Origin of the sequence: Thermococcus indicus, from assembly GCF_006274605.1 — an archaeon.
Taxonomy (GTDB): domain Archaea; phylum Methanobacteriota_B; class Thermococci; order Thermococcales; family Thermococcaceae; genus Thermococcus; species Thermococcus indicus.
Genome location: NZ_CP040846.1, coordinates 1,581,633 through 1,607,756 on the forward strand (window position 1 = coordinate 1,581,633; position 26,124 = coordinate 1,607,756).

Annotated in this window: 21 protein-coding genes and 1 CRISPR repeat array; of the genes, 15 read left to right on the forward strand and 6 right to left on the reverse strand. The window is 55.3% G+C overall.

The window, feature by feature from the left end:
- Position 1 precedes the first annotated feature (1 nt).
- The 8 genes from cmr1 to FH039_RS08675 all read left to right on the forward strand — a co-directional run bounded on the left by cmr1 (position 2) and on the right by FH039_RS08675 (position 12,475).
- On the forward strand, positions 2-1,111 hold the full coding sequence (gene cmr1, locus FH039_RS08640; protein WP_139680987.1) for a type III-B CRISPR module RAMP protein Cmr1: 1,110 nt from the start codon (positions 2-4) through the stop codon (positions 1,109-1,111).
- Positions 1,108-3,954, forward strand: a complete 2,847-nt coding sequence (cas10, locus tag FH039_RS08645) for a type III-B CRISPR-associated protein Cas10/Cmr2 (RefSeq protein WP_139680988.1) — start codon at positions 1,108-1,110, stop codon at positions 3,952-3,954. Before cmr1 ends, cas10 begins: the two co-directional genes overlap by 4 nt.
- Positions 3,951-5,006, forward strand: a complete 1,056-nt coding sequence (gene cmr3, locus FH039_RS08650; RefSeq protein WP_139680989.1) for a type III-B CRISPR module-associated protein Cmr3 — start codon at positions 3,951-3,953, stop codon at positions 5,004-5,006. Before cas10 ends, cmr3 begins: the two co-directional genes overlap by 4 nt.
- A complete protein-coding gene (csx1, locus tag FH039_RS08655; protein WP_168188394.1) occupies positions 5,003-6,535 on the forward strand; it encodes a CRISPR-associated CARF protein Csx1 in 1,533 nt (510 codons plus the stop codon). The genes cmr3 and csx1 overlap by 4 nt, the downstream gene beginning before the upstream one ends.
- Positions 6,535-7,536 carry a type III-B CRISPR module RAMP protein Cmr4 gene (gene cmr4, locus FH039_RS08660; RefSeq protein WP_139680991.1) on the forward strand — a complete coding sequence of 334 codons (1,002 nt, stop codon included), beginning with the start codon at positions 6,535-6,537 and terminating at the stop codon, positions 7,534-7,536. The genes csx1 and cmr4 overlap by 1 nt, the downstream gene beginning before the upstream one ends.
- Positions 7,536-8,102, forward strand: coding sequence for a type III-B CRISPR module-associated protein Cmr5 (gene cmr5 / locus FH039_RS08665; protein WP_240703204.1), 567 nt, complete (start codon positions 7,536-7,538; stop codon positions 8,100-8,102). The genes cmr4 and cmr5 overlap by 1 nt, the downstream gene beginning before the upstream one ends.
- Entirely contained in the window at positions 8,099-9,178 is a 1,080-nt protein-coding gene (cmr6, locus tag FH039_RS08670; protein WP_139680992.1) for a type III-B CRISPR module RAMP protein Cmr6, read from the forward strand. The genes cmr5 and cmr6 overlap by 4 nt, the downstream gene beginning before the upstream one ends.
- A 671-nt stretch (positions 9,179-9,849) precedes the next feature.
- Positions 9,850-10,889: a CRISPR direct-repeat array (repeat unit 29 nt; unit sequence GTTTACGCAGAACATAGTTGTTTGGAAAC).
- Positions 10,890-11,029: 140 nt separating this feature from the next.
- Positions 11,030-12,475 carry a CRISPR-associated ring nuclease gene (locus FH039_RS08675; protein ID WP_139680993.1) on the forward strand — a complete coding sequence of 482 codons (1,446 nt, stop codon included), beginning with the start codon at positions 11,030-11,032 and terminating at the stop codon, positions 12,473-12,475.
- Here FH039_RS08675 and FH039_RS08680 read toward each other — a convergent pair.
- The 3 genes from FH039_RS08680 to FH039_RS08690 all read right to left on the reverse strand — a co-directional run bounded on the left by FH039_RS08680 (position 12,462) and on the right by FH039_RS08690 (position 15,479).
- The gene (locus FH039_RS08680; protein WP_139680994.1) at positions 12,462-12,947 is read right to left on the reverse strand and encodes a hypothetical protein; all 486 of its coding nucleotides are present in this window, start codon (positions 12,945-12,947) and stop codon (positions 12,462-12,464) included. The two genes, FH039_RS08675 and FH039_RS08680, sit on opposite strands and share 14 nt — an antisense overlap.
- Before the next feature lie 242 nt (positions 12,948-13,189).
- Positions 13,190-14,287 (reverse strand): hypothetical protein, encoded by a 1,098-nt coding sequence (locus FH039_RS08685; RefSeq protein ID WP_139680995.1) that lies wholly within the window; start codon positions 14,285-14,287, stop codon positions 13,190-13,192.
- A gap of 73 nt (positions 14,288-14,360) precedes the next feature.
- On the reverse strand, positions 14,361-15,479 hold the full coding sequence (locus FH039_RS08690) for a hypothetical protein (RefSeq protein WP_139680996.1): 1,119 nt from the start codon (positions 15,477-15,479) through the stop codon (positions 14,361-14,363).
- Positions 15,480-15,540: 61 nt separating this feature from the next.
- Here FH039_RS08690 and FH039_RS08695 point away from each other — a divergent pair, with 61 nt between their 5' ends.
- The 3 genes from FH039_RS08695 (at position 15,541) to FH039_RS08705 (ending at position 19,846) form a co-directional block, all read left to right on the forward strand.
- Complete coding sequence (locus FH039_RS08695; protein ID WP_139680997.1) at positions 15,541-17,316, forward strand: ribosome biogenesis/translation initiation ATPase RLI; 1,776 nt, start codon at positions 15,541-15,543, stop codon at positions 17,314-17,316.
- Positions 17,317-17,538: 222 nt separating this feature from the next.
- Complete coding sequence (locus FH039_RS08700) at positions 17,539-18,714, forward strand: cell wall-binding repeat-containing protein (protein WP_139680998.1); 1,176 nt, start codon at positions 17,539-17,541, stop codon at positions 18,712-18,714.
- Positions 18,715-18,853: 139 nt separating this feature from the next.
- Positions 18,854-19,846: an AIR synthase family protein gene (locus FH039_RS08705; RefSeq protein ID WP_139680999.1), complete on the forward strand. Its 993-nt coding sequence runs from the start codon at positions 18,854-18,856 to the stop codon at positions 19,844-19,846.
- A gap of 4 nt (positions 19,847-19,850) precedes the next feature.
- Here the strand turns inward: FH039_RS08705 and FH039_RS08710 are convergent, their stop codons facing one another.
- A complete protein-coding gene (locus FH039_RS08710; RefSeq protein ID WP_139681000.1) occupies positions 19,851-20,723 on the reverse strand; it encodes a type I restriction enzyme HsdR N-terminal domain-containing protein in 873 nt (290 codons plus the stop codon).
- 83 nt (positions 20,724-20,806) lie between these two features.
- Between FH039_RS08710 and FH039_RS08715 the strand changes: the two genes are divergently transcribed.
- From FH039_RS08715 to FH039_RS08725, 3 genes are read left to right on the forward strand one after another with little or no spacing between them, the layout of a single operon-like run.
- Positions 20,807-21,598 (forward strand): class II glutamine amidotransferase, encoded by a 792-nt coding sequence (locus FH039_RS08715; protein WP_240703309.1) that lies wholly within the window; start codon positions 20,807-20,809, stop codon positions 21,596-21,598.
- 44 nt (positions 21,599-21,642) lie between these two features.
- A complete protein-coding gene (locus FH039_RS08720) occupies positions 21,643-22,050 on the forward strand; it encodes a CBS domain-containing protein (protein ID WP_139681778.1) in 408 nt (135 codons plus the stop codon).
- A 5-nt stretch (positions 22,051-22,055) separates the two neighbouring features.
- Positions 22,056-23,567 (forward strand): metallophosphoesterase family protein, encoded by a 1,512-nt coding sequence (locus FH039_RS08725; RefSeq protein WP_139681779.1) that lies wholly within the window; start codon positions 22,056-22,058, stop codon positions 23,565-23,567.
- Here the strand turns inward: FH039_RS08725 and FH039_RS08730 are convergent.
- Both FH039_RS08730 and FH039_RS08735 read right to left on the reverse strand, forming a co-directional pair.
- Positions 23,557-24,447 (reverse strand): 2-phosphoglycerate kinase, encoded by an 891-nt coding sequence (locus FH039_RS08730; protein WP_139681001.1) that lies wholly within the window; start codon positions 24,445-24,447, stop codon positions 23,557-23,559. The two genes, FH039_RS08725 and FH039_RS08730, sit on opposite strands and share 11 nt — an antisense overlap.
- The gene (locus tag FH039_RS08735; RefSeq protein ID WP_139681002.1) at positions 24,444-25,751 is read right to left on the reverse strand and encodes a 2,3-diphosphoglycerate synthetase; all 1,308 of its coding nucleotides are present in this window, start codon (positions 25,749-25,751) and stop codon (positions 24,444-24,446) included. The genes FH039_RS08730 and FH039_RS08735 overlap by 4 nt, the downstream gene beginning before the upstream one ends.
- 180 nt (positions 25,752-25,931) lie before the next feature.
- On the opposite strand from FH039_RS08735, the gene FH039_RS08740 reads away from it, so the two are divergent.
- Complete coding sequence (locus tag FH039_RS08740) at positions 25,932-26,111, forward strand: hypothetical protein (protein WP_014011829.1); 180 nt, start codon at positions 25,932-25,934, stop codon at positions 26,109-26,111.
- The last annotated feature ends 13 nt before the right edge of the window (positions 26,112-26,124 follow it).

Genomic DNA, 26,124 nt, shown 5'->3' on the forward strand with positions numbered 1-26,124 from the left:
CATGTATAGGGCCGAGTTCGAGCTCGAAACGATTACGCCCCTTTTCATGAGGGGTGCCGACCAGAGTAAGGCCGAGTTCCGTCCAGCGAGCGTCAAGGGAGTGATGCGGTGGTGGTTCAGGGCTCTCACTCATGCTGTTCTCCTGGGCAACGTCGGGGAGAAGGATGCGCTTTCCATTGTGAAGGGCCTGGAGTCTAAGCTCTTTGGGAGCACTGGCCAGAGGTCTCGTGTTTTGATCAGAACGTCATTCAAAAAGAAAGGGGAAGTTGATGTTCGGGAACTGGGGGCGAGGTATCTGAGCTTCGGCCTCTCTGGCGGGGGGCTCGTTGGAACGGCAAGGATCGAACTTCTCTCCCACAAACGCGAATACCTTGAAATGGCAAAGGTAGTTGCGGAGGTTGCCTTTGCCTTCGGTGGACTGGGGGCCAGAACGACCCGTGGAATGGGGAGCGTTCAGCCCCTCGGTGAGGGAGTAACACCATTATACCTTAAGAATGTTTATCAATCGGCCGTTGAGGTCGTCGGTGATTACTTTGGGTATAACCTGAATAGAGCATCCAAGGCTGAGCTTCCCGAGTTCCCTGCGCTCCACCCGAGGTTCTTCAGGGTTAAGCTCGGCTCGGAGAAATACACCGTCCCCTACGGCAGTGGCAGTGCCCTCTCGGCAATAGAAAGAGAGTTTCACAGATTCAGGCACAGTGGTCCAGAGCACGAGAGAATGATTAAGGGTAGATGGATATCGTACAGGATCACAGCGCAGTATGATGCGGTTAAGAAAGCTTATAATGGCGATTCCAATGTTGAACTTCCCTACTCAGCCTTTGGTCTTCCCCACCAGTACAACTTCTTTTCCTCCAATGTTAGGGGTCTGATGATAGAGGGTGAGGTTCATGGAAGACGGGCCTCCCCGGTCAGGTTCAAGGTGGTGAGGGACTCTAACGGAAAATACCGTGTGATGATCATCTACCTTAAGTACAGGTTCCTGCCTGCGGATGAAAGGTTAAAGGTAAGGATTAGGCGGAATACCTTGGCAAAGGGCATCCCACAGCCAGATTACAGCGCAGTCGAACGCTTCGTTGGTAATTTTTCAGGTTTGGAGGTGTTCCAATGAACCCCTGGAACTCCTACGCTCGGGCCCTCAGGGAGGTTGCTCCTTCAAAACTTCTCGGGAGCTTGATTGGGAGAAACGACCTCCCAGAGGAGTGGAGGCACCTTTCAAGCTATCCGGCTCTGGAAAACCCAGAGCTTGATAAGTTTGTTCTCAAGCACCCCATAAGCGCCGACGGGAAGCCCCTTGAGAACCTCAGCGTTTTCTGGTTCAATGCCAGCGATGAGCAAAGGGGGCGCTTCTTGGAAGCAATATCGAGGGCGGAGGAAAGAATTGCCACCGAAATAGAGAACTCTTCCTCTGTCGAAAAATTTGCAAAGCTATGGAACGGCCTGCCAGCGAAGCTGAAGGAGGAATACAGGAAAGTTCTTGAAGAGGGGAGATTTAAAAACGCCGATGCAATCGCTGAAGAGCTCGTTCATTTTCCAGCCGAGCCGGCTTTACCCGACCACGACTGGCTGAGCAGGCTGGACGTTTACGCCCTCGTGAGAACAGGAAAGGTCAAGCTTCTCCGCTTCAAGCTCTCGCCGGTTCAGGGGTTCATAGCCAACGCGAGAACCGAGCGGGACCTCTGGGCCGGCAGCCACATGCTGAGCCTGCTCACCTATCTCGCCATCTCGGAAATCTGGCGCTCCTTTGGACCGAACGCCCTTGTGATCCCCCATCTAAGGGGCCAACCTTTCTTCGAGCATGAGCTTGATCTCAAGTCCCTGGAAGAGGAGCTTCACGTCGCCAACATGCCCAACAAGATCCTGGCTATGGTCCCAGAAAGTGCCAATATTGAGGCATTGAGGCACAGGATAGAATCCAGGCTCAGGGACTTCATGGAGACCATCTTCCGCTCCGCCTGGGAGTTCTACGACATGGACCTGGAGTTCAAAATGGAGAGCGTTTACCTTGACACCATTAGGGGACACTTCTCCGTAACCGTTGAGACTGTTCCTCTGGTGAAGCTCAATGAAGTCATAGAGGAGCCTCTTCGAGCTTACCTTGAAAAGCTCCCCGACGAGTTTGAGGGAGACGTTCACCATTACCCAGAGCTATTTGCGGTTCTTGACCAGAAGACCGATTTCTCCTCCCTCAACCATGAGAAACCTGAACAGCCAATGGGATTCCGGTGCACGCTGTGCGGTGAGCACCTTGCCATAGGGGGAAGAGCCAACTACAAGGCTGTCTCAAAGGCGTGGGAAGAACTCAGGAAGCGCCTCACGATCAGGAAGGTTTACGACATCAAGGACAAGGAGCGCCTCTGCCCCGTCTGTCTCGCAAAGCGCTTCTATCCGAGGTTCTACTCCCTGTGGGTAGATGACTTCTCATGGGTTTCACGGGACTTCGGAGCGATTGCCAAAAAGACCAAACAGTCCGGGAATCTCAGGTTGAAGCGCTTCCGCTCGGTCAGTGAGGTTGCGATGAGGAGGCCAACGGAGAAAGCCTGGAGGCTCTTTGAGAGGGGCGAACTGGAGGTAAACGGAAGGCCCGTTACCTGGTACGATGTCTTCCTTTATATCGCCCTCGACTTCGTCCAGGAATGGCGCGGAACCTTCTCAAAGCCTACCTTCTCGGGAACCATTGCGGGGGAGTTTGAATCAACGCTGAAAAATCTGGAGAAAGAGTTTGAGCCACTCTTCAGGAATCTGTCCCCGAACTCTGAGGCCCTCTACGTGGAGAACATCAGAGACACCGAAGCCCTGGCCAAGGTATACGGGGTCGGGATTCAGGAGTTGCCTGAGAACGTCAGCCTGGACTCAATAGCAGCGATAATTTCCCGGATATCTGAACTGATAGGGGAACCCCCCAAGTACTACGCGGTTCTCAAGATGGACGGCGATAACATGGGAAAGGTTCTCAGTGGTTCAAAGGCTGTGAAGGACGTTGGGGAATACTTTGTCAGTGAATCTAAAGTCGGCGCACTCAGACCAGTCACACCGGTAATCCACACAGCGATAACCCGTTCCCTGAGCAGGTTCGCCGTTGGACTGGTGCCGAACGTTGCCGAGACCCACGACGCGGAGCTTCTCTACGCGGGTGGCGACGATGTTCTGGCTCTCGTGCCCATTGACAGAGCGTTTTCCCTGTCCTACGATGTCCGGGGAGAGTTCAGCGAGAACTGGATTGGCCACGAGCCCCTCCAGGGCGACACAAGAAGCATGAGCGGCGGGCTTTTAATAAGCTATTACAAGGAGCCTCTCTACGCTATTATCCCGGATGTTAACAAACTCGAACACCTCGCCAAGGAATCCGGGAGGAACGCCCTGGCCATCGGCTACAGGAAGCACAGTGGAGCGTTCTACAAGGTGGTCGTGAACTGGGAGACCTTCGAGAATGCCCGCTACGTCTATCTCCTCGATGCCCTTAGGAATGGAAAGCTCAGCAGAAAGCTGGCGTACGAACTGAACACGGAAACGTGGCCCAACGAACCATGGGCCGTTCTCAACCTGCTGAAGTACGAGTTCAGTAGGCACTCGAATTACGGGAGGGACGAAAGAGAAGAGTTCACCAAGATCCTGGCGTCTTTCCTATGGCTCGTAAAAAACGTGAGGGTGGTTCTAACGAGGGAGGAGCTGGGGGCAACAACGGAAAAGTCCCCCGAGGAAGTGAACAAGGAGATAGCGAAAGTCGTGGCCAGCGACCCGGAGAGAGAATTCATCAGCCCGTTTAATAGCGTTGTCAGCGTTGCCAGGGCGCTGGTGGAGAACAGAATGCCAGAGGCGATTGCAGAAAAGCAGTGGTTTGACGTGCTCTCCGAGAAGGTAGGGAGCAGAGTAGCTGGGATGGTGGTGAAAAAACAGGTCGCCGGAGCGGCCGTGCTCCTCAAAGTTCTCCTCGAAACGGGGGTGAGGAAATGATTGAGATAATCCCCAACGACGTTCTCTTCTTCAGAGAGAGCCGGGACTTCACAGCCGGTCAGAACCACGTGGGCAGGACGATTGAGCCACTCCCCCACACCGTTGCCGGAGCGCTGATGGGAGCGCTCTTTGTGAGGGATCATCTGGAGATTCTCAACCTGGAAATCTCAGACGGTAGGATCGTGAAGGTTTCGGAAAACGGGGGCAACTGGCATCCAGGCTTTTCAATAGAGGGAGTTTTCTTCCACGACGGCACGGGACCACTCTTCAGAATTCCGATGGACATCGTTGAGACCGAGGGCGGCATCGCCGAGCTGAGGCCATATAATCCCATTGAAGGGGAGCGTGCCGTTTTCGCCCGCGGAAATGATGGTTCCAGAACTCTGAGGTTCTCACCGCTCAACGGCTTTACGAGCTGGGATTTTATCAGGGGATACCTTGAAGGAAGGCCAAACTTCGATGGAATTCACGCCGAGATACCATATGTGAAGGAGGAACGCGTTGGGATAGCCCTTGACAGATCAAGAACGACGGTGCGAGGGTTACTCTACAGGGCCGAGTTCCTTAGACTCCTTGAGGTGGAAAGAAGGTTTAGAATAGCTGTTTACCTTTCCCAAGGTGACGAAGAGAAATTGATGGAAGCGCTAGGGAAGGAGGGGAAGCTGAAGCTCGGGGGCGAATCGAGGTTCGCGGGCTTCAGGTTCACCGACGGAAAATTGCCCGCTGCCATGGGCAGAAGCGTCAATGCAGGCGACATCATAAGGGTTTATCTGGCCACGCCCGCCGTTGGAAAGGTGGAGGAACTGAAGGAAGGGATAACCTCCAGGCTGGGAGGTAAGGTCAGGTTCCTTAGGCTCTTCACAGGACGGAGAATACTGGTTACAGGATGGGACATGGTTGAGAGGATGCCAAAGCCCCTCAAGTACGCCCTGCCAGCAGGGACGGTCCTCTGGTTCGAGGCAAAGGAGCCCCTTAACATTTCCGGAAAGCTCCGTATCGGCGAGATGACATGGGCCGGTTACGGTCTTGTCTTCATGGGGGTGCTAGGTTGAAAAGGGTTCTTGTGGCTACCTGGGGGAACCCGTTCCAGTGGGAGGCCATAGAATACAGCGCTGATTGCAAATCGCTAGGACTCAGCGACTGTCAAAATGTGAAGGAGGAAAACGTGAGCACGCTGCCTGTTCTTTTGAAGGCCTTGAAACCTCAGAAAACCATAATACTCGTCCTTGACACCCTGGCGAACCTGACGCTCAGGAACGACGTCCCAGCTAGGAAGATGGAAAGCTACGATAACGTCAAGGCGGACGTCGAGGAAAGGGTCAGGTGGTTCATAGAGAACCGCGTAAATCCATACATGAGTGAAGAGGACCGCGCCCTGCTCGATGACGTCGAGATAGTGGTTCTGCCTGGTGTTGGAGAGTTCAGCAACGTCAGCGTGGAGGGCGACGTTCTTGACTTCTACTCCTCTGTCCTGAAGGTTCTCGCCGAGAGGCTCCCGGTTGAGGACACCGAAGTAATCCTTGACTTAACCCACGGGATAAACTTCATGCCTGTTCTGACTTACCGGGCGCTCAATGCTCTGCTCGGTATACTAGCTTACCTCCGCACCGCGAGGCTGTACGTGGTAAACTCTGAACCCTTCCCTCAGGGAGAAAGGGAGTGGAAGGAGAAAATAAAGCCCCTCTCTGTTCTCAACATGAAGCTCGTGGAGTACCTTGAGCTGAGGCCCAGACCGCTCTACTCGACGATTTCGAGCAGGCCAAAATGGTCGGCCTTCATAAGCTCCGTTACCAACGGTTTTCCGCTGGCGTTCGCAACTTTCTATCCTTCGCAGAAGGAGGTTGAGGAGTACTTGGAGAGAGAGCACCTCGATTTCCTCAACAACATTGTGGTGTCCTTTAGACCCGATCCCACTGGGGTAATGAAGCTCCACGTTCTCCGCGGAAAATCCCTGAGCAAGGACTTCAGAACCGCTGTAAAGCTCCACTACATGTTAAGGGTCTTTGGAACGGAGTTCAAAGGTTACCCGAAGAAAGAGGTTACCCTCGACGAGCTCGTGAGGATAACGAACAGGCTCTTCTCCAGGATGCCCAGGATTGGCATAGTCGTTGGAGACCAGCTGAGGGAACTCTGCAGGCTCATCAAAGGAGGCTATGAATACGTTAATGGCACGAGCCGGTTCAGGCCGGGGGTTCTCGACAGACTTTCGGGGAAGCATGTTGATAAGCCATTGCTTCCCCTCAAGAGGGGCAAGAAAATAGCCCTTGGGAAACTGAGGAGTGCCATGCGATTAACTTCCCCGTCGGTGGGTTCAGTGAACCCCACCCCTGACATCAGGAACTTCATAGCCCACTCCGGCTTTGAGTACAACCTGGTCTTCGTGAGGTACGATGGAACGGACATCTACTGGTCATACGGAAAAATGGGGTGTGGCAAGCTCGTGAAGGCCGATGAAAACTGCGAGAGCAGGTGCGCGAGAATTGACGAAACCCTCTCCACGTGCTCCTGCTCAGACGACGTTGTTGTTTGCTTCCTCATAGGCGCGCTCAAGATGAAAAATTCAAAGGGGGTGGTCTGCTGATGAAGAGCCTAGTCTTGGGTCTCTACGCCGTGACTCCCCTGCACCCGGGGAGCGGCTCGGAGATAAGCGTTATCGACCTGCCGATACAGAGGGAAAGACACACCGGCTTTCCCGTGATATGGGGTCAGAGCCTCAAGGGTGTTCTCAGGAGTGCATTCGGAGATTATGAACTTGAAAGTAGGGAAGAAAGCGGACAGAAGCTCCGGGAGATCATTAAAGCAGAGCTCTTAGAGATAGAGAAGAAACTAAAATCTGACATACCCGAAGAAGAAGTCAAGGAGCTGATAACAAGGAAAACCGAGCTAGAAAATCTCCTTCTCTCACCACCGATGACGACGGCAATATTCGGACCCCCAACCAACAGAGCCAGCGAACACGCGGGAGCGATAGCTGTCGGCGACGCGAAGATACTCCTCTTCCCTGTCAGGAGCGCAAATGGCGTCTTCGCCTACGTCACCAGCCCGATGGTGCTTGAGCGGTTTAAGAGAGACCTCCAGCTCGCGGGCCGCAACGCTGATTTTGAAGTCCCTGCGGTCGGGAAGGGCAAGGCGCTCGTTACCGGTAATTCCGACGTTGAAAACAACGGCAGGGTAATTCTTGAGGAGCTGGTTCTCGACGTTGAGGACAGGGTTGACGAGAAGGTGATAGATGCAATCAAACTCGTCCTCCCGGAGGGCATCGACGTTTCCAGGAGGATCGTCATAGTGGACGACGACGTCTTCTCAACCTTCGTGAGGCTCTCCACCGAGATAGTGGCAAGGGTTGCGATAGACGCCTCGAAGGGGACGGTAAAGCAGGGTGGCCTCTGGTACGAGGAGTTCCTACCCAGCGATACGCTGCTCTACTCTGTGATAATCGTTGGCAACCCAAGGGGAGGGGCGCTGAAGAGCGAAGAGGAAGTAGAAGAGACTCTGAGGGGATTCATCACGGATACCAGATACCTCCAGGTCGGGGGCGACGAGACTGTTGGGAAGGGCTTCGTTCTGGCGAAGCCGGGGTGATGAGGATGGACATCAAGACGCTTGACCAGGAGCGGGCCGAGTTCGCCTACAGGAGCGTTCTTGAAGTTGCAAACCTCTCAGTAAAGGACAGTAAAGGCAATGATAGAGGCTCTGAGGTTGGGAGCAAGTACCGCTCTTACGTCAAGAGTGCCCCTGTGCTGATCCTCACCAACGGCCTTGGGCAGGCGCTGGCCTTTTACAGATCAAAAATAAAACCTGAAGCTAACATTGTTGGACCTAATGAGAACACAGACAATCAGAATAATTCAGTACTCTACACTAAGCTTCCAGAATGGATAATCAAGATGATGACTGAGACCAAAACTGATAAGACACCAAAGTTCTCAGCTGACAGACTTGCTTATGCCTACCTCTACAAGCACATAGCCGAGTGGCTCGGCGAGAGGGGTCTCACCGACGGAAAGGACCCGCTGAAGGCCTACACCGAGAAGAACGCCCTCAATGCTGTCCTTTTGACCGAGGAGACCATAGCCTTTCTCAACTGGTTGAGACGCTTCGCAGATGCGATGCTGGAGGAGGACAAGGAAAGCGGTGAAGGGGCATGAGGAGAAACTTCAAAGACAGCGCGTGGGGGAACAGGAGACCCGATAGAAAAAGCCGAGGCTTCCACCGTAAGGTGAGGAGGAAGGGGGAAAGCAGGAATCGAAACGCCTGCTACTATCTCCCAAGAGACACCTTGAGTGCCCTTGAAATCTCCAACCCGAGTGAAAAGTTCCTAAACACCAAAGACGTCAAAAACCTCTCCCTGCTCCTCGACAAGTTTGCCCCCTATTCCAAAGAAAAGGGCTTAGTAAACGACTGCCACTCCGAAAACCCCAAGGCCAGCGGGAACGTTCTCAAAACCCTCCTCGGGGAAATAAAGGTGCCTGGAGAAGCAGTCTCGCTGTACAAGGACTACTTCAGGCTCTATGAAATGTTTGTGAACAGTATCGGGGCGGAAAAAGAAATCCTTGCTTCAAGGACGAGGCTCGTGGTTGGCCTCGGCGATGAGAGCGTCTATGAGACCAGCATAAGGCTCCTCAGGAACTACGGCGTTCCCTACATCCCCGGCTCGGCACTGAAGGGAATAACGAGGGCATGGGCAACGGAGATGATGGCGGAGCTGTTGGATGGGGCCGGTGGTTTCAGCGGGGACTTCTACGAGCGCGCGGGCCAGGTTCAGAAGTTTCTCAGCGAGGGAAAAGCCGGGAAATTTCCGGAGAATTCTGAAGTAACTCCCTCCGGAGAGATTGAGGAGTTCGTGAACACCGTTGGGGTCGGAAATAGCCCCAGAAGAATAGCAGAGAAACTCGTTGAACTCTTTGGAACGACTAAAAACCGGGGCAAGGCCATCTTCCTCGATGCTCTGCCGGTTCCTCCTGGCAGGGGCGACTGGCACCTTTTCGAGTGGGACATAATGAACCCCCACTACGGGCCGTACTACCAGAGAGGTGAACCTCCAGGCGACTGGCACAGCCCCGTTCCGGTAATCTTCCTGACGGTAAAGGCCAAAACGCCGTTCCTCTTTGGAGTCGCTGGCGAGATGAAGGAGACCGCCTGGGAACTGCTCAAACTGGCCATCGAAAATCACGGCGTTGGGGCTAAAACGACCCTCGGCTACGGGCGTTTCAACGTTCCCTGAGGTTTCCATCAATTTCCCCATAACGCCAGCATCAACGAAACCCAGCGTTGTTGCCCTGTCCTTCTTAACTTTTCTTAATTGTAATTTATCTGGTGGGATCCCGATTATGGATGTCTGGGTTTGGCCCTGTTTCTAGATTTTAGTATTTTATTGGCCTAGACTTTTTGCTATAGTAAAGCGCTGAGCTCGGCAAGATTGTAAAATTTTGGAAGAGCTAAAAAACATCTTTTTAGGACTTTTTGGGCTGAAATGAGATTTTAAGAACGTTTTAACGTGAGTTGGGAGTTTTACTCATAGTTTAGAGATTGAGGGATTTTTGTCCCTTTTTTCAGACCTTGAAGGTTTTTGCAGGAATCCCGATTGTGGATTTTTGAAAACTTCGGAGTTTTTGGATTTTGAGACTCTGTACCTCTAGACTTTAGGCGCTCGTAAGGCGCTTGATTAAAAGCAGTCTTAAATTTCTTGGGAGGGATTCTCTCGGCTGTTTAAGGATTCCAGTCGAAGTTCCAAGTTTGTAGGCTTATAGTTTCTTCCCGTTTTTCATACCGGTTCCATTTCTTCTTTCGTGTCCATTTTAATGTTTCTTCCATTGAATTCGTCTCCCGCAAGCGTAATGTTTTTAAGAGGTTGATTTGCATCTTTACTTACCTAAAGGGGTCTCCAGAGGCATGGTTTACGCAGAACATAGTTGTTTGGAAACCTCGTATGAGATCGTTTTTGGGACAGCAAAAACATGTCTTATGTTTACGCAGAACATAGTTGTTTGGAAACCCAACCCTGTAAAAGTAGCCATTCATCAGTTTCTCCATCCCATGGTTTACGCAGAACATAGTTGTTTGGAAACAAAATATCCTTGTCCAAGGCCACCATGATTATTTTGGCTTTGATGTTTACGCAGAACATAGTTGTTTGGAAACCTTCTCTGCAACTCCAGGAATTTTCGCACTCACTGGTGAGTCAACATGTTTACGCAGAACATAGTTGTTTGGAAACCTCTATGTACTCCCGGTCACAGCTTAAGAGCCACTTTGCCCGTTTACGCAGAACATAGTTGTTTGGAAACGCCTTTGAAGGAACTTACGGGCCATTTGAACTTGGGAAGTTTACGCAGAACATAGTTGTTTGGAAACCCCCTCCGGATCAAAAAATACGTAAATCCTATCACTTTCTATTTTCACGTTTACGCAGAACATAGTTGTTTGGAAAATGCCGATCATACGCGATAAGCCCCAGTCTGATTGCTCTTCAGTTTACGCAGAACATAGTTGTTTGGAAAAGTTTGCTTCCGTTGGCTCCTTCAACGCGTCCTCCATGAGCTTCGTTTACGCAGAACATAGTTGTTTGGAAAAGTCTTATTTTTTCGGTGAGATTTCTCGCTACCTCCTCCGCGTTTACGCAGAACATAGTTGTTTGGAAAAGCATCCCATTCCTTGTCCGCCCACCTTCTGCTATCTTGTCTGTCGTTTACGCAGAACATAGTTGTTTGGAAACCTCCTTGGCAGGCTTTCCAGAATCATAGCAAATGTGGTCGAAAGTTTACGCAGAACATAGTTGTTTGGAAACACCCATGTGCCCTTCTCTGGGAGCTCCGGGGCTTCTGTTTCAAGTTTACGCAGAACATAGTTGTTTGGAAACTGCAAGCCTGTGCAAGTCGGCGATATGCCTGCCCAACTTCCATTGACGTTTACGCAGAACATAGTTGTTTGGAAAGCTGCTTAAGAACCCGTCAAGAGTCTTTTTAACGATCTCTTGTGGAGTTTACCAAAGACATGGTGTCCTTTAGGCGGGGAAAGCATTCCTCCCCAATGGACGCTGGGAGGGTTTGAGGCTGTGCTCCAGTGGGGTGGTGCTATGAGGGCCTACGTTACCGTCGTTGGAACGACCCCCGAGGCGGTCTTCAACCCCCTCTGGTATCTGGCCGAGGTTTACTCGTGGATTCCCGAGAGGGTCTACCTCCTCTGGAACGATGACGTAACCGAGCAGCTTGAGCTGGTGAAGAGACTTATCGGGAAGCTTTCAGAGGCCTACAGGGTTTCTATTGAGGTGATAGCCGACGAAGGCATGAGCTTCACCGAGGAAGACCCCGTCCAGTTCAGGGAAAGGGCTGGGGAGCTGATAAGAAAGCTGAAGGCAGAGGGGCACGAGGTCGTCGTTGATATAACCCCCGGCAGAAAGTTCATGAGCGCGCTCCTCCTCGGCGCGGCGATCTCTATGGGCGCGGATGAAGTTACATACCTCCACCTGGGGAACTTCAGGAGGTACGCGGGAAGGCTTCTCTTCGAGGTCCCGATGGCGGAGCAGAGGCTCTTCCGGAGGGAGGAACTCACCGGGAGGAAGGGCGCGCTGAAACTCGGCCGGCGGAAGAAAGATTCCCCTAAGAGCCTGGTGGTGAGCAGAGAGAACCTAATGGCCCTCCTCAACTCCCTTTACCTCGACGGTCAGCGGAGGTTCAGGCTGGCAGTCAGGAGCGAGGAGATAGCGTCCGTGAAGCTGGGCGAGCGGGCGAGGATACGGGTCGGGGAGTACATAACCCTCGACAGGGAACTCCACGGCGGGCACTCGATGGTGAAGGAGGCCATAATAGCTGGAATGGGGAGCTTCCGGAACTGGGACGGGCTGAAGGAAGAGGTTAAAGCTCTGCTCCACTCGGGAAGGCCGCTCTACATCGGCTTCGACACCAACGCCCTCCTCTTCCGCGTTCCATCGAAGCTCTTGGCCGAAAATGACTTTTACCGCAACGGTAACCTGGTCTTTGACTTCGTTTACTCCGACGAGGTTCAGGTCGAGATAGGGAGGCAGGTGAACGAGAAGTTACCCTTCGATCGGGAGCTTGGGTTTTACTCCAACCAGCCGACGCCAAGGGCGAGGTTGGCCTCTCTCGGCAGGGTGGAGCTTTACAGGCTGAGGGAGATGGGTGCGGAAAGAGCCGACAGCAGGAGGGGCGAGAGGGGCGACACCAAGATAGCCCTGGACTACAAGTCCTTCGCGGAGGAGAAGGATGCGAACGTTCTGGTTATAACCCTCGACGACAGGGCTTATGCGGAAATGGACGCGCTCAGGGGGAGCGGGCTGGTTCCCTTCAGGCTGGAGTGGGACTTTTCCTTTGGGGGAACCATTGAGGGGACGTGGGAGGGGCTAAGGGACACGCTTTACACGCTGGCGTCGGTTCTCGGGGAGCTGAACGTCCACACCTACAAGCTCTACGGTCTCTGGCACGGAAAGAATTCGGAGGACTGGAAAAGAGAAATGGTGAAGCTGAACGGCTTTGAATATGGCAGGATTTTCAGGGTTCTCTAAGCCTTTTCAGCCTCTCGTTTATTATCTCCACGTGGAGGCAGCCGTCTATCTCCTCCGGCCCGGTCTGGACGTCGCGGCACCGGTTTCTGGGCAGAATGGTTGAAAAACTCGCCAGCTTCACGCGGAAGAGCTTGAGCTGAAGCTCAAGGTCCCTTGGAAGGGCATCGTCGCAGTTGAGCTTCTCAATCCCAGCCATTTTCAAGTTTCTTGCTGTCGAATTAAGGAGTCCCTCAAACTCGTCGAACCACCTTACGACCTTAATCATGAGCCTTTCGGCCTCCTCTTGTGGCAGCAGGCAGAGGGAGCAGAAGCCCCGGAACTCCCTCAGTCCGCCGAGATACTCCCTCGCCTCCCTGCCGAAGAAGGTTCTAACCGCGGGGTAATCGGAGATGGAAAATACCATAACCGAGTGCTTGAAGACGAAGAAAATGTCGCCGCCGACCGATCTCTTCCGACAGTGGCCGACCAGCAAGGCACCACCCCCGGATTTGGATTGGAGCGCGTGATTTAAGAAAAGAAAGGGGTCAGCGCCTGCGGAGCCAGCGGAGCAGGAGAAAGTCCCTGGTGAAGTCGGCGTCGCTGAGGGGCGAAGCAACGAAGAACCGGAGCAGTCTAAGGAGCCTCCTAATCCCCATCACCTCCGGGCGGTTGTCTCACACCTTCGCCCGGAGGCGATTTATCCCTGACAACTTTTGGTTTTATAAGTTTTTCGGTTCATAGGATGGATATACCGAACAACCCCGATAACCATATCCCAGCTAACAGGACTTCAGGTATCCCCAGGAAAGAGATGTCCTCTTTTTCAATCCTAGAGAGCAGGAGGACCCAGAGGGAAAAAGTTATCGCTATAACGGGGACAATGAGGGTAGCGTGTTCGAGAACATAGGGTATTGTTAAGAAAACCGCGATGCCGTCAATTAGTGCCCTCAGCTCACCCGGCGTTACCGTGCTGAATCCATGGTAGTGGAGGAATCCGCCGGCAGTCTTTCTTACCGCAATCATCGCAATTCCAAAGGCCGGAAGGAGTAGTGGTATTCCTCCGCTTATCGCCCACAGGGGAAGGAACACAATGAAAGTCAAAAAGAAAAAGGAAAAGAGCATCGCCCCCTGTCCGTATCTGGAGATGTAGATCAGCGCCAACAGGCCGACAACTGCGGAAAGGGCCGTAAGCGTATCGTTTGGATACCCTAAAGAGACAGGGCCCGTTTTGAGAACTGGGACCGAGAGCACGAACATAGCCGCCCCCACAGGATAGAAGCGAATCCCGTAGGAATCCTTCAAGAAGAACGCATAACCTACGGCATCCCTCGCGGCATATTGGATGACCGCCAGTGGACCGAGAAGCGCGAAATACAGGGCGGTCAGGTATATGTCGCCCTCCGCTGTGTCCTCCATCACGACGTTCTCCGTGTAGCCGATCATCAGTCCGACAAGCATCCATGAGGCAGTCTGTGAGGCGGGCCAGAGTCTTGAGCTTATGAATGCCGCGGGCAGGGCTATGACGGTGAGGGCATAGGCGATCCTTTCCTTTCCAGATGTCAGCGCCAGGGTGAATGCCCAGAACAGAGGGAGCAGAAAGTACGAATGAAGAAACGATTCGAAGCTGATTATGGACATCGAGATGAACGCCGCGTAGATGATTTTCGTGGGAACTGCTTGGTTCAAATAGTCGCTCCATGCCGTTGCCGCGATTACCAGAACTGGGAAAATCGTCGAAGGGGATCGCCAGAAATGGGGTTCAAGGATAACCCACAGGCTTGCAACGGCCATTATGATGAAAGAAACGTAGCGCCTGTAACCTATGCCCCCCATACAACACCCCCATTAGTGAGCCATCGTTACCTCATAGGGATAAATAAAGTTTTCGGGGATGTGGAATTTCCCGCTACAGCCTCCGGTTGAGATTTCTCGCGACTTCGTTCAGAAGGTCCTTAAGGGAGTGTACGTCAAGGTCAACGCGGTAGAGGCTCTCCTCCGGTTCAACGTCTTGAACGTCTTGCCTCGTGTACTCCGCCTGGCAGTCGCCCTTTATCGCTTCAAGAACCATCGCGGCGCTTACCAGGGTCTTTCCGCCGGTTATGTCAAATGTCACCTCCCAGCTTTCCTCTTCGATGTGCCCTCCCACCGCTTCTTTTATGGCATCCCTGCACTCTTCAATGTCGTTGAAGTCCCCCGCGGAAACCAGTATGAACTCAATGACTCCTTCACCACTCCCGAGGCTCTCCCTCCTGCCATCGGACCATCTGACGAGGATAGGCCTTCTGATGCATTCGGAGAGCTTTGTGAGAAAGGCCTTGAACTTGGTCTCGAAGGGGGACCTTCCGGTGTTGATTCCCCTCTCTTTGAGGTAATCCTCCTCGAACGAGACGTTCCCTCCCCATTCTAAAATGGACTTGGACACGAGGAGATAGACCCGCTCAAGCTTGGGCAGGTGATAGCTCACCGCTTGGAAAAGAGGCACTATGTTCTGTCTCCTTTCGTTCTCGTTCAACTCTGCGCTGTTCCTCCTGAGCTTTTCGCAGTTCGCGTTGAGAACAATCCCGGCGTTCCAGTTCGGCATGCTCAGCGCGGTTACGAGGTACTTTGTCCTCTTTAGCTCCCGGTTTTTGGTCTTTCCGGGGACAGGCTCCACCAGCCAGTATGTCAGCAGGAGAACCGAGAGTGTGTAAAGAATCGTCCCCGCGGTTTTCAGGGGTTCGCCATCGGAGATGCTGTCGGGAAGCCAGGCAGTTAAAACCCCCGCAAGGAGTATGAAGAGCAGGACACCCATGAGGCTCTCCACCTGCCCCAGGATCAGACCGATGAACTGCACCGAGAGAAACGTCTCAAGGCTAACGTCAGACCGCTTTCTGGCTCTATGATACAAGATCACTGAGACGAGAAAAACCGCCATCGATGCTATCAAAAACGGTAGATACGCTATCCTCTCCAAGGGCACGTAAAAAGCAGCTGGGGGAATCAGCAGAAGCACCGTCCAGAGGAGGGTTCTCCTGTCAGGCCGCATGGATTAGAATATCCCGCAACCCTTTAAAAGGGCTTTCGGTAGGCTAAGTCGGTGGTGAGTGATGAGGATAGCGGTCATCGATTACGACAGGTGCAATCCGGACAAGTGCGGCAACTTCCTGTGTGAGAGGGTTTGCCCCGTCAATCGAATGGGCGGAGAGGCGATAATCATAGACGAGGAGAACTACCGCCCGGTGATTCAGGAGGCGAGCTGTACCGGCTGCGGAATCTGTGTGCATAAGTGTCCCTTCAACGCGATAACCATAGTGAACCTCCCTGAGGAGCTTGAGGAGGGCTGTGTGCATCGCTACGGAGTAAACGCCTTCGTCCTCTACAGGCTTCCGGTTGTCAAGGACGGCATGGTGGTCGGTATCCTCGGACCGAACGGAACCGGTAAGACTACCGCGGTTAAGATACTCTCCGGCCAGCTCCTGCCGAACCTGTGCGGCGACAACGAGGACTGGGACAACGTTATCAGGGCATTCCGCGGCAACGAGCTCCAGAACTACTTCGAGAAGCTCAAGAACCGGCAGATTAAACCTGTGGTCAAGCCCCAGTACGTGGACTTAATCCCCAAGGCGGTCAAGGGCAAGGTTCGGGACCTGCTCAAGAGGGCCGACGAGGCGGGCAAGTTCGAGGAGGTCGTAAGGGAGCTCGAGCTGGAGAACGTCCTCGACAGGGACATAAAACACCTCTCCGGCGGTGAGCTTCAGCGCGTGGCCATAGCCGCGGCGATACTCAGGGACGCGCACTTCTACTTCTTCGATGAGCCGTCCAGTTACCTCGACATAAAGCAGAGGCTCAAGGTGGCCAGGATAATCCGCCATCTGGCAGATTCGGGCAAGGCGGTTCTCACCGTTGAGCACGACCTGGCGGTCCTGGATTACCTCAGCGATGTTATCCACGTCGTCTACGGTAAGCCCGGCGCCTACGGTATATTCTCCCAGCCGAAGGGCACGCGCAACGGAATAAACGAGTTCCTGCGCGGCTATCTGAAGGACGAGAACGTCCGCTTCAGGCCCCAGGAGATAAGGTTCACAAAATCCAGCGAGAGGAAGAGCCAGGAGGGCGAGATACTGGTTGAGTACCCGAGGCTGGTGAAGGACTACGGCGGCTTCAGGCTCGAGGCCGAGCCCGGAACGCTCTACATGGGCGAAGTTGTGAGCATCGTCGGCCCCAACGGAATCGGTAAGACGACCTTCGTGAAGATGCTCGCGGGCGTCGAGAAGCCCACCGAGGGAGAGGTCGATTGGGAGCTGAAGGTTTCCTACAAGCCGCAGTACATCAAGGTTGACTACGAGGGGACCGTTTACGATCTCCTGAGCAAGATAAACGCGGGGAAGCTCCTCAACAGCTTCTACAAGACCGAGCTCCTGAACCCGCTCGGCGTCCCGGACCTCTACGACAAGAAGGTGAACGAACTCTCGGGCGGTGAACTTCAGAGGGTTGCAATAACCGCCGCCCTCATCCGCGACGCGGACCTGTACCTGCTCGACGAGCCCTCCGCTTACCTCGACGTCGAGCAGAGGTTGGCGGTTTCGAGGGCGATAAGGCACCTGATGGAGAAGGAGGGCAAGACCGCTCTCGTCGTCGAGCACGACGTTCTCATGATAGACTACATCAGCGACAGGCTGATGGTCTTCGAGGGCGAACCCGGAAAGCACGGCAAAGCTTTGCCGCCCACCGGGATGCGCGAGGGAATGAACCGCTTCCTCGCGGGGGTCGGCATAACCTTCCGCCGCGACCCGGACACGGGCAGGCCCAGGGCCAACAAGGAGAACAGCGTCAAGGACAGGGAGCAGAAGGAGATGGGCGAGTACTACTACGTCGCCCCGTGATTCTTTTTTCTGTTTACTCCCCTTCACATCCTCCACAGCCAAAACCACCGGGTTCTGTACCTCTGTAAACTTAAATAAACGTTGGCTAACGTTGTTTAACGATAAGCTATGAAAAAGCCCGCAAAGAGGGACTATGCTGAACAAACATGAATCTAAGACTACGATTTCGTGAAAAAAGCTTAAATATGACTGTCTTCAAAAAGAAAAGCGAGGTGAAGCGCCATGGTATGGAAAAAAGCTATTGCATTGCTCTTTGGTTTGATGATGGTGGCGACGACCGCCTCCTTCGGCCACGTGTCCGCCGCAGATACCAGCGTGACCGTCATATTCGTCAGCGACAACGAGGCTGACTGCACACTGGCCCAGTACCTCGCCAACATGACCGGTGCGGTGGTCGTGACGACCCCCTGGGGTGTCTATGACCCGAACGTCACGGCGAGCGTGATGAGCTACGGCCCTGATAATGTTATAATAATCGGCGGACCCGATGCCGTCGTCGACAGGTACCTGGATGATCTTAATGAGCTCAACATCACCGTCGAGCGCTGGTGGGGCAGGAACAGGTACGAGACCAACCTGGCGGCCATAGGAAACGCAACCGCCAAGCTCAGGATAAAGTTTGAGAACCACGTGATAGTGGTTCCCGGCAACGACACCGCCGCGATCAGGGTCGCCCTCAGGAAGGCCGTGAAGGTTCACGGGGTGATAATCTTCGCCAACGACACCACCAACGTAACCCGGGTCATGATGAAGATAGAGGCCCACCCGAAGAGCATGACCCTAGTCAGGAGCCAGGTCATGAGGGGAATGGCCTGGCGGCTCGGGGAGAGGTTCGGGGCCAACGTCACGGAGGTCAATGTCAACATAACCCCGGAGATGGCGATGGAGGCCATCAACACGAGCGAAGAGCGCATTGCATCCGCCGAGGAGCTGCTCGCGAACGTTACCCTGCCGCCTCAGATGGAGCGGGTCGCGGGGAAGATGCTGGACCTTGCCAAGAGGGAGCTTGAAAGCGCCAGGGAAGCCTATGACGAGGAGAGGTATGGAAAGGCCTACGGACAGGCCATAGCCGCCAAGGCCCACGCCGAGTTCGTCATAAGGATGGCCTCGAAGGAGTGGCAGAGCAGGGTAAGGCTGGACGCTACCGCCATGGCAACGGTGTTCCTGCACCGCGTGGAGATACAGCTCAGGATCATGGAGAAGTCGGGGATGAACGTCACCAAGATAGAGGCCCTCGTTGACCAGCTCAGGATCGCCATCGAGAACAAGGACTACGACGCTATCGATGCCCTGATGGGACAGATCAGGCAGGAGCTGCTCCAGATGTACGCCCACGGAAAAGGCAAGTTCAGGGAGCACATTCGTCTTCCGGACCGTGCCGGACGCTGGCAGCCGTGAGGGCTGCCTCTCCCGTTCTTTCATATTCTCGCCGCTCCGCCCGACAACCGCCTGTTCTGAAACCACGCATCCCCGGGCAAAGTCTTTAAGCATTCACCCGCTATGTCGTACAGACACAGCGAAATTCAGGGGGATCAAGATGCTGCCTGCGGGTAAAATTCCACCGGAAAAGCTCAGAGAGATTGTTTTCAACCGCCTCGGGGCCAGGGGAGAGAGGGTGATAATCGGAGCCGACCTCGGGGTGGATGCGGCCGCGATAGACTTCGGAGAGACTGTTCTCGTTGCATCGACAGACCCAATAACCGGTGCCGGGGAGGGAATAGGTTTCTACGCGGTTCACGTCAACGCCAACGACGTGGCCACCTTCGGGGCCAGGCCGAAGTGGTTCCTCGCTTCAATTCTCCTCCCCGAGAACTCCGACGAGGCCATTCTCTCGGGGATAATGGAGGAGCTCCACAGGAGTGCCGCAAAACTCGGCGTCGCCATAGTGGGCGGCCACACGGAGGTGACGCCGGGCCTCGACAGACCGATAGTCGTCGGGACGATGCTCGGAGAGGTGCAGAGGGAAAAGCTCGTGACGTCGAACGGCTCGAAGCCCGGGGACGCGATAATACTCACCAAGTGGGCCGGCCTGGAGGGAACGTCGATAATAGCGAGCGAGAGGGCGGAGGAGCTTGAGGGGGCCTTCGGAAGGGGGTTCGTCGAGAGGGCAAGGAAGTTCATCGAGATGATAAGCGTCGTGGAAGACGCCCTCACGGCCAACGAGGTCGGCGTTCACGCCATGCACGACCCGACGGAGGGGGGAATAGCGAACGGCCTTCACGAGATGGCCGACGCAGCCGGCCTGGGCTTCAGGGTTTACGCCGAAAGAATACCCATACGGGAGGAGACGCTGGAAATATGCCGCTTCTACGGTCTAAACCCCCTAGCCCTGATAAGCTCCGGGGCCCTGATGATAGCCGCCCCGAGGGACGGCGTGGATGATATCCTGAACGCCCTTGGAGAGAAGGGCATAAACGCCTCCGTCATAGGAGAGTTTGTGGAAGACCCCGGCGTCAGGGTCATCGTTGAGAACGGCGAAGAGAGGCCCCTTGAGAGACCTGAGAGCGATGAGCTCTGGAAGGTGGTCTGAACAATCAAATCTCGACAGATATCCTGAGCTTTTCCTCTTCCTCCAGCTTTTTGAGTACCTCCAGGGCGGTCTCGGGGCTGAGCGACATTCTCCTGATGTGCTCGTAGGCCCTCCGTATCTCCTCCCGCTCGTACCCCTGGGCGCGCTTCTCCAGATACAGCAGGATGGAGAGAAGAACCCCCTTGATGCTCCTTTCCTGGAGGGGAAGGAGCTTCCATCCACCGTCATAGACATAGGCCGCCCTGGGCGTCTCGTCCCCTTTCAGCTCCCCAACGGGAACCGTGTTCATGCCCTCCCGCGACGTCAGGTACTCGATCAGCATCTCCTCGGAGTAGCCCTCTCCCCTGAGCCCCAGAAAGCTCAGTTCAAGCGCCCTCAGAAGGGAGGCAATCCGCTCCATCTCGGTTATCCTGGACTTCGAGAGAATGGACAGCTTCAACACGGCCTTCTCAATGGGCTCTTCCTCGATGTTGACGGTGACGAGAACCCTGTCCCTCAGGCGTGAGCCCTCTTCAAAGGCCTTCACCGCTATCCACACGGCACCGTTCGTGAGGATGCCGTATTTAACGCCGGAGTTGAAGCAGTAGCGCGCCAGCTGGCGGAGGGGCTCGTCCCGCTTGATTATGTTGACCCCGAGGTTCTTGGCCTCGACATAGGCAAAGACCTCTCCGTCCAGGATGAGCGCGTAGTCCGCCCTCCCGTCCTCCGTCCGCTCCTCCGGTCTGACCTCCTCCGGGTTGTTCCAGTCCCATCCCAGTGCCTGAAAGACCTCCCCGATGAGGTGCTGCTTCACCGCCTCCTCGTTCTTGGCGTAGAGTTCCCGGTGTGAACGGATTTTCCTCCTGACGCTGGCCACGGCCTTGGTAAGCCCCTCCATGCCCATACCCCCGACCGCTTTAGTGCTCTCCCCACGACCTAAAAGCTTTTGGGCGGTGGGTTCAAATTGCTCCGGTGGGACACATGTGCAGGATAATGTTTGCGGCGGGTGACGGAAAGCTGATTCGTCCGCTGCTGGATGCCCTGGTAAAGTCCTCCGAAAATGACCCGTACAAGGAGCGGAGGGGAAGGGGGGATCAGCACAGGGACGGATGGGGGTACGTCCTCCTGAAGGAGGGTTCGGTGAAGCACTACCGCTCGCTGAGGCCAATATTTGAGGACGCCGCCGCCCTCGGCTCCCTCAGAGAGGAGCTTGAGGGCTTCACCGTTCTGATGGCCCACACGAGGGCGGCCAGCCAGGGGGCCAGGAGTCTCTTCAACGTCCACCCCTTCGCGTTCTCGTCCAGACACGGCTTCACGTTCTGGCTGCTTCACAACGGCGACCTCGACAAGGAGAGGATTATGGAGCTCGCCGAGCTGGACGGGAAGGAGCTGGGGAACACTTCAGACACCTACGCCTTCGCCACCTACCTGTGCAGGAGGCTCCCCAGCCCGTCGCTCGATGACGTTCTGGAGCAGTACAGGATCATCAACGGGACGGTGAAGTCCCTCTTCAACACCGTCACCCTGTTCCAGGATTCCGAGGGAAGCTTCTCCGCGTTCATAACCGCCAGCATGAGCGAGAAATATGCCGAGAACCAGCTGAACTACGACTACGGCAGGCTGCTCCTCGTTGAAGGTGAGGACCTCTTCGCGGTGACGTCCTCAACCTTCGAGCTGTACCACCCCGCGGACTACCGGGTAATACCAAACGGAACCGCGTTCTACGTCAGACTTGGTGAGGACGGCTTCGACGTTGAGACCGTTCACCTGTGAAACGTTATATACGATGCCGTCCCACTTTTATTTTGGGTGGGAATATGGAGGGGGATGCCCCGATCAAGGTTTACATGACGAGAAAGCTGATAGGCGTTTCTCCGGACGACAGCGTAAAGCGAGCCTGCGAGGTTATGGTGGAGTTCGACATAGGCTCCCTCGTTGTCGTTGAAGAAAACAGGGTGGTGGGATTCTTCACGAAGAGCGACATAATCCGACGCGTCGTCATCCCGGGGCTGTCGAACGGCACCCCTGTCAGGGAGATAATGAGCGGGGAGCTGATAACCGTTAACGCGAACACCCCCGTGAGGGACGTCCTCGACCTGATGGCCAAGAAAGGGATCAAGCACATGCTCATAGAGGAAGAGGGAGAGATAGTCGGAATATTCAGCCTGAGCGACCTTCTGACCGCCAGCAGGCGGCGGCTTGAGACAGCAATAGCGGCCGAGTGATGGCTATGATACGGATAGCGCACATAAGCGACACCCACATAACCGGCGAGAGCGCCTACAAGGGCTACGCCTACGACCTCATAGTCAACGACGTGAACCGCGGGGACTTCGACTTCGTGATACACACCGGCGACGTGACCAACCAGGGCCTCCGCGAGGAGTATGAGCGGGCCTCGTACGAGCTTGGAAAAATAAAGAAGCCGCTCGTTGTCATTCCTGGTAACCACGATGTCAGGAACGTCGGCTACAAGCTGTTCGAGAAGTTCATAGGCCCGCTTAACGGCGTTTACGAGTTCCGTGATGGGGTCGTCATCTGGGTTGACTCGACCATACCCGACCTGAGCGACGGCAGGGTGGGCGGTCACAAGTTCCGGTGGCTCAAGGCGAGACTCGAGGAGTACTCCGAGAAAAAGTTCAAAATCGTCGCCGCACACCATCACCTCGTCCCGCTGCCCGACACCGGGCGGGAGAGAAACGTTCTGTACAACGCCGGCGACGTCCTCGACCTCCTCCTCAGGCACGAGGTGAGCCTCTACACCTGCGGCCACAAGCACGTGCCCAACGTCTACCGCATCGAGGATATGGTGGTTGACAACGCGGGGTGCACATCCTGCAGGAAGACGAGGAAGGGGGACGTGAACAGCTACAACATCGTCACCATCCACGACGACGGCAGGATCGAGGTTACGATAAAACGCGTGACCGGGGACAAGGTGCGGAAGGAACACAGACCCATAAAGCCGAAGATCTTCGTGCCCCGCGGGGAGCGCCTGCTCCGGATAGTCCAGATGAGCGAGAGCAACGTCTCGGAAAGGATGTACTTCAGAAGGAAGGTACTTGAAAACGCTATCAGGACTATAAACGAAAAGCTGAGGCCCGACATAGTGATCCACAACGGTGACATCGTGGATATGGGGATAGAGCGCTACTACGAGAAGGCCTACGAGTTCTACGAGAAGATCAAAGCTGAAAAGCTCGTCGTTCCCGGCCACAACGACATAACCTACCTGGGCTACGACCTGTTTCTGGAGTACTTCGGCGAACCGGAAATCGTGGAGATGAAGGGATTCACGTTCCTTCCGGTGATAAGCGCCCAGTACGAAACTCCAATAGGAGTCGTCGGGCGGATAGGCCAGCGAAAAATAGCGAAGCACCTCGAGGAGTATCGCGAGAACTTTACGGTGGTCGTCCTGCACCACAACATCGTTCCGATTCCACGGAGCAGGGAGGTGGGATTCCTCGAAGACGCTGGCGACGTGCTGAGGACACTGACGCGGGGAGAGGCCAACCTCGTGCTGACCGGCCACGGGGGCAACTCCTTCGCGGTCAAGGTTGAGAAAACACCCATAGTCAACGCGGGCTCGATAAGCTGGGAGCTCCACAGGAATCCCTTCGGAAACAGCTTCAACCTTATAGACGTATACCCCGGAATGATAGTCGTCTTTGAGGTTCAGGCCACGTGGGGGAGCGGAAGGCTCCTTGGAATATGGAAGGTAAAGGGCCCGTTCACCCCCTGACGTCCCTTCCCACCTTTCTCATCAGCCGCTCCATCATGTCCTCCATTATGGCATCCACCGTGCTCTCGAGTTCGACGTTGTTTATCACCCGAACCCCGTGCTCCCTTGCCATCTCCACGATGAAGTCCTGTATCTCCATAATGGCGTCTATGTGCTCGATGTAGTACTCGGCGGGCCTCCTGCTGTAGCGCGCCCTTTCGTAGAATCTGGCCTCCAGGTCCCGCTTGCTGCCCACCGTTATCACGTACATGAAGTCCCTGTCGTCCAGCTCCACGTAGCCGGGAACCAGGTGTATGCCCTCGATGACCGTGTTGAAGCCCTCCTTGTGGGCCCTCTCAAGGACCGCCTTGAGGCCAACGGATACGTGACGGACCTGCTCCTCGAAGCCCCTGATCAGGGGGGAGTCCTTTCCCTTCACCCTGCCAGCGGCCGTCCAGGCGAGGAAGGACGACGTGTGGAGGTCGGGGAGAAGTTCGGGTGCTATTATCTTCCTCATGACCTCCCTTACCGTGTCCGTCCCTATAACGCTCCTTATGCCGAGGCGGAACGCCAGCTCGGTCGCTATCGTTGACTTACCTACACCCGTTGCCCCGCCAAGGAGAATAGTTATTGGCACCTTCAGGCGGCGGAGCTGGCGCCAGAACAGGTAGCGCTTCGCTGCCTCCCTGAGGCCGTGGTCAATGAGCTTCCTGTACGTCAGTTCCCGTATCTCCTCCGTGGTGACGAACTTGGCCTTCCTGGAATTCAGCTCCTTCTGAACCTCCGTGGCTATACCGTAGGCGATGCCAACGTCAACCCCCGCAAGGGTTATGGAGCGCGTGAGGATCCCCCTCGAGAACGGGAGTCTGGCCCTGCTCTCGGGGTCGGTTACGATTATCATCCTCTCCCCTCCAGTATCGAGTGGCCGAGCCTCAAAACGGCCCCTCTCAGGTCCTTCCCATCGATGTTGACCGGCTCGTTGTCCAGGTAAATCACCTCGATTCCCCTCTCAAGTGCCCACCTGGTAACAACGTCCACTGCGGCTGCCTTGAGCTCAACGGCCACCGCGTCGATGCCCTCGAATCCCTCCAGGTCCCTTCTCAGTGCGGGCCTTCTAGACAGGTTGCCGGAGGTGTAAACCACATCCGCCCCCATATCCTCGATGTACCTCCTTGCCCCCTCGAGGGCCAGCCCCGACGTCATCACGAGGGCCAGCCTCTTCCCGGAAACGTCCCCGAGGGGCCTTGGTCTGAACGCGGTCAAATGCACGTCCGCGTCGGGGTTCGTCTCCCGGATTATTCCCTCAAGCTCCCTCAGCCGCTCCTGGGGTACCGAGTCGGCCATCGTGACGACAACTATGTCCGCCAGAGAGAGCCTGAAGGGGCTGAAGTAGCCGCCTATGAAGTCGGGCTTCTGGGCGGCGCTGACCATGAGGACGTACCCATCCGCACGGTAAGCGGGAAACGTTGCCCCGCTGCCCTCGAGGATTATGAGGTCGTTTGGCAGGCTCTCGGCCAGCTTAACTCCCTCGTCCACAACATCGAAGAAGGAAAACCCCGCCATGCCTCCCCCACAGCGGCGGCACCCGATGGTCACCACGCGTGAAGTGAGCGCGTTCTCAAAGTGGTCAGAGGCGGCGTGCTTCCCGCTCTCAGCGAGCTTGAGGAGGAACTCGGGGGTTATCTCAAACTTGTCCCCCTCTATCAGCTCCGGCTCTTCAGGACCTCCGCGGCCCATCGTGACTATGACTGGGTTGGCTATCTCCTTGAGGGTCCTGGCTATGAAGCCGCTTACGGCTGTCTTGCCGACCCTCTTCCCCGTCCCTATGACGGCAAGGCTCGGCTTTCCCGTCCTCTTCAGCGGCCTGGGGGTGAACGTGAAGTCCGCCCCCCTGTAGGCCACACCGTGGAGCATGCACAGGGATGCAATCCTAAACCTGTCCTCGTAGTTCAGGACGGGCTCGTCGCTCAGGTCAACGACCTCGCAAACGTTGTTCTCCCTGAGGGCCCTCGCGAGGGCGGCAAGATAGTCCCCCGCGTAATACACGGGGATCCTTAACCTCTCCTCGATGTCCCTAATGTCCCCAATCTTCTCGCTTCCGCCCAGAAAGACGGCGCAGCAGACACCACCGAGCCTTTCCACCGCCCACGCGGTAACGTCCGGATAGTGCTCGCCGTCGATAAGGACGAGCCTCCGATTTTTCATGCCACCACCGTAACCACTATCTTCATGGAGCATTTAACATTTTGGAGTGTGGCTCCAGTGGCACCTCTCCGTAGGGGATAGGTACACCACCCCGGGAACCGCAGGAAGGGTTATAAACCCCAAGGAGGTATGATTATTGGCGGCCGCCCAAAGCGGCCCCGCTGAAAGGAGGTGTGTGGAATGGCTGAGATGATTGTTAAGAGCAAGGTTAAGGAGGCCATTAAGGCCATCGACCCCGAGATGAGGGTCAACCCGGAGTTCTACGAGGCCCTTGAGGCCGAGATCAAGACCCTCGTTGAGAAGGCCGTCAAGAGGGCCAAGGACGAGGGCAAGAAGACCCTCTACCCGAGGCACGTCTGAGGCCTCCCCTTTT

What these genes read in the sequence shown, in the direction of transcription:
- cmr1 (WP_139680987.1), top strand. Translation starts at nt 2, where the DNA reads ATGTATAGGGCCGAGTTCGAGCTCGAAACGATTACGCCCCTTTTCATG.
- cas10 (WP_139680988.1), top strand. Translation starts at nt 1,108, where the DNA reads ATGAACCCCTGGAACTCCTACGCTCGGGCCCTCAGGGAGGTTGCTCCT.
- cmr3 (WP_139680989.1), top strand. Translation starts at nt 3,951, where the DNA reads ATGATTGAGATAATCCCCAACGACGTTCTCTTCTTCAGAGAGAGCCGG.
- cmr4 (WP_139680991.1), top strand. Translation starts at nt 6,535, where the DNA reads ATGAAGAGCCTAGTCTTGGGTCTCTACGCCGTGACTCCCCTGCACCCG.
- cmr5 (WP_240703204.1), top strand. Translation starts at nt 7,536, where the DNA reads ATGAGGATGGACATCAAGACGCTTGACCAGGAGCGGGCCGAGTTCGCC.
- cmr6 (WP_139680992.1), top strand. Translation starts at nt 8,099, where the DNA reads ATGAGGAGAAACTTCAAAGACAGCGCGTGGGGGAACAGGAGACCCGAT.
- FH039_RS08675 (WP_139680993.1), top strand. Translation starts at nt 11,030, where the DNA reads ATGAGGGCCTACGTTACCGTCGTTGGAACGACCCCCGAGGCGGTCTTC.
- FH039_RS08685 (WP_139680995.1), bottom strand. Translation starts at nt 14,287, where the DNA reads ATGGGGGGCATAGGTTACAGGCGCTACGTTTCTTTCATCATAATGGCC.
- FH039_RS08690 (WP_139680996.1), bottom strand. Translation starts at nt 15,479, where the DNA reads ATGCGGCCTGACAGGAGAACCCTCCTCTGGACGGTGCTTCTGCTGATT.
- FH039_RS08695 (WP_139680997.1), top strand. Translation starts at nt 15,541, where the DNA reads ATGAGGATAGCGGTCATCGATTACGACAGGTGCAATCCGGACAAGTGC.
- FH039_RS08700 (WP_139680998.1), top strand. Translation starts at nt 17,539, where the DNA reads ATGGTATGGAAAAAAGCTATTGCATTGCTCTTTGGTTTGATGATGGTG.
- FH039_RS08705 (WP_139680999.1), top strand. Translation starts at nt 18,854, where the DNA reads ATGCTGCCTGCGGGTAAAATTCCACCGGAAAAGCTCAGAGAGATTGTT.
- FH039_RS08710 (WP_139681000.1), bottom strand. Translation starts at nt 20,723, where the DNA reads ATGGAGGGGCTTACCAAGGCCGTGGCCAGCGTCAGGAGGAAAATCCGT.
- FH039_RS08715 (WP_240703309.1), top strand. Translation starts at nt 20,807, where the DNA reads ATGTGCAGGATAATGTTTGCGGCGGGTGACGGAAAGCTGATTCGTCCG.
- FH039_RS08720 (WP_139681778.1), top strand. Translation starts at nt 21,643, where the DNA reads ATGGAGGGGGATGCCCCGATCAAGGTTTACATGACGAGAAAGCTGATA.
- FH039_RS08725 (WP_139681779.1), top strand. Translation starts at nt 22,056, where the DNA reads ATGATACGGATAGCGCACATAAGCGACACCCACATAACCGGCGAGAGC.
- FH039_RS08730 (WP_139681001.1), bottom strand. Translation starts at nt 24,447, where the DNA reads ATGATAATCGTAACCGACCCCGAGAGCAGGGCCAGACTCCCGTTCTCG.
- FH039_RS08735 (WP_139681002.1), bottom strand. Translation starts at nt 25,751, where the DNA reads ATGAAAAATCGGAGGCTCGTCCTTATCGACGGCGAGCACTATCCGGAC.
- FH039_RS08740 (WP_014011829.1), top strand. Translation starts at nt 25,932, where the DNA reads ATGGCTGAGATGATTGTTAAGAGCAAGGTTAAGGAGGCCATTAAGGCC.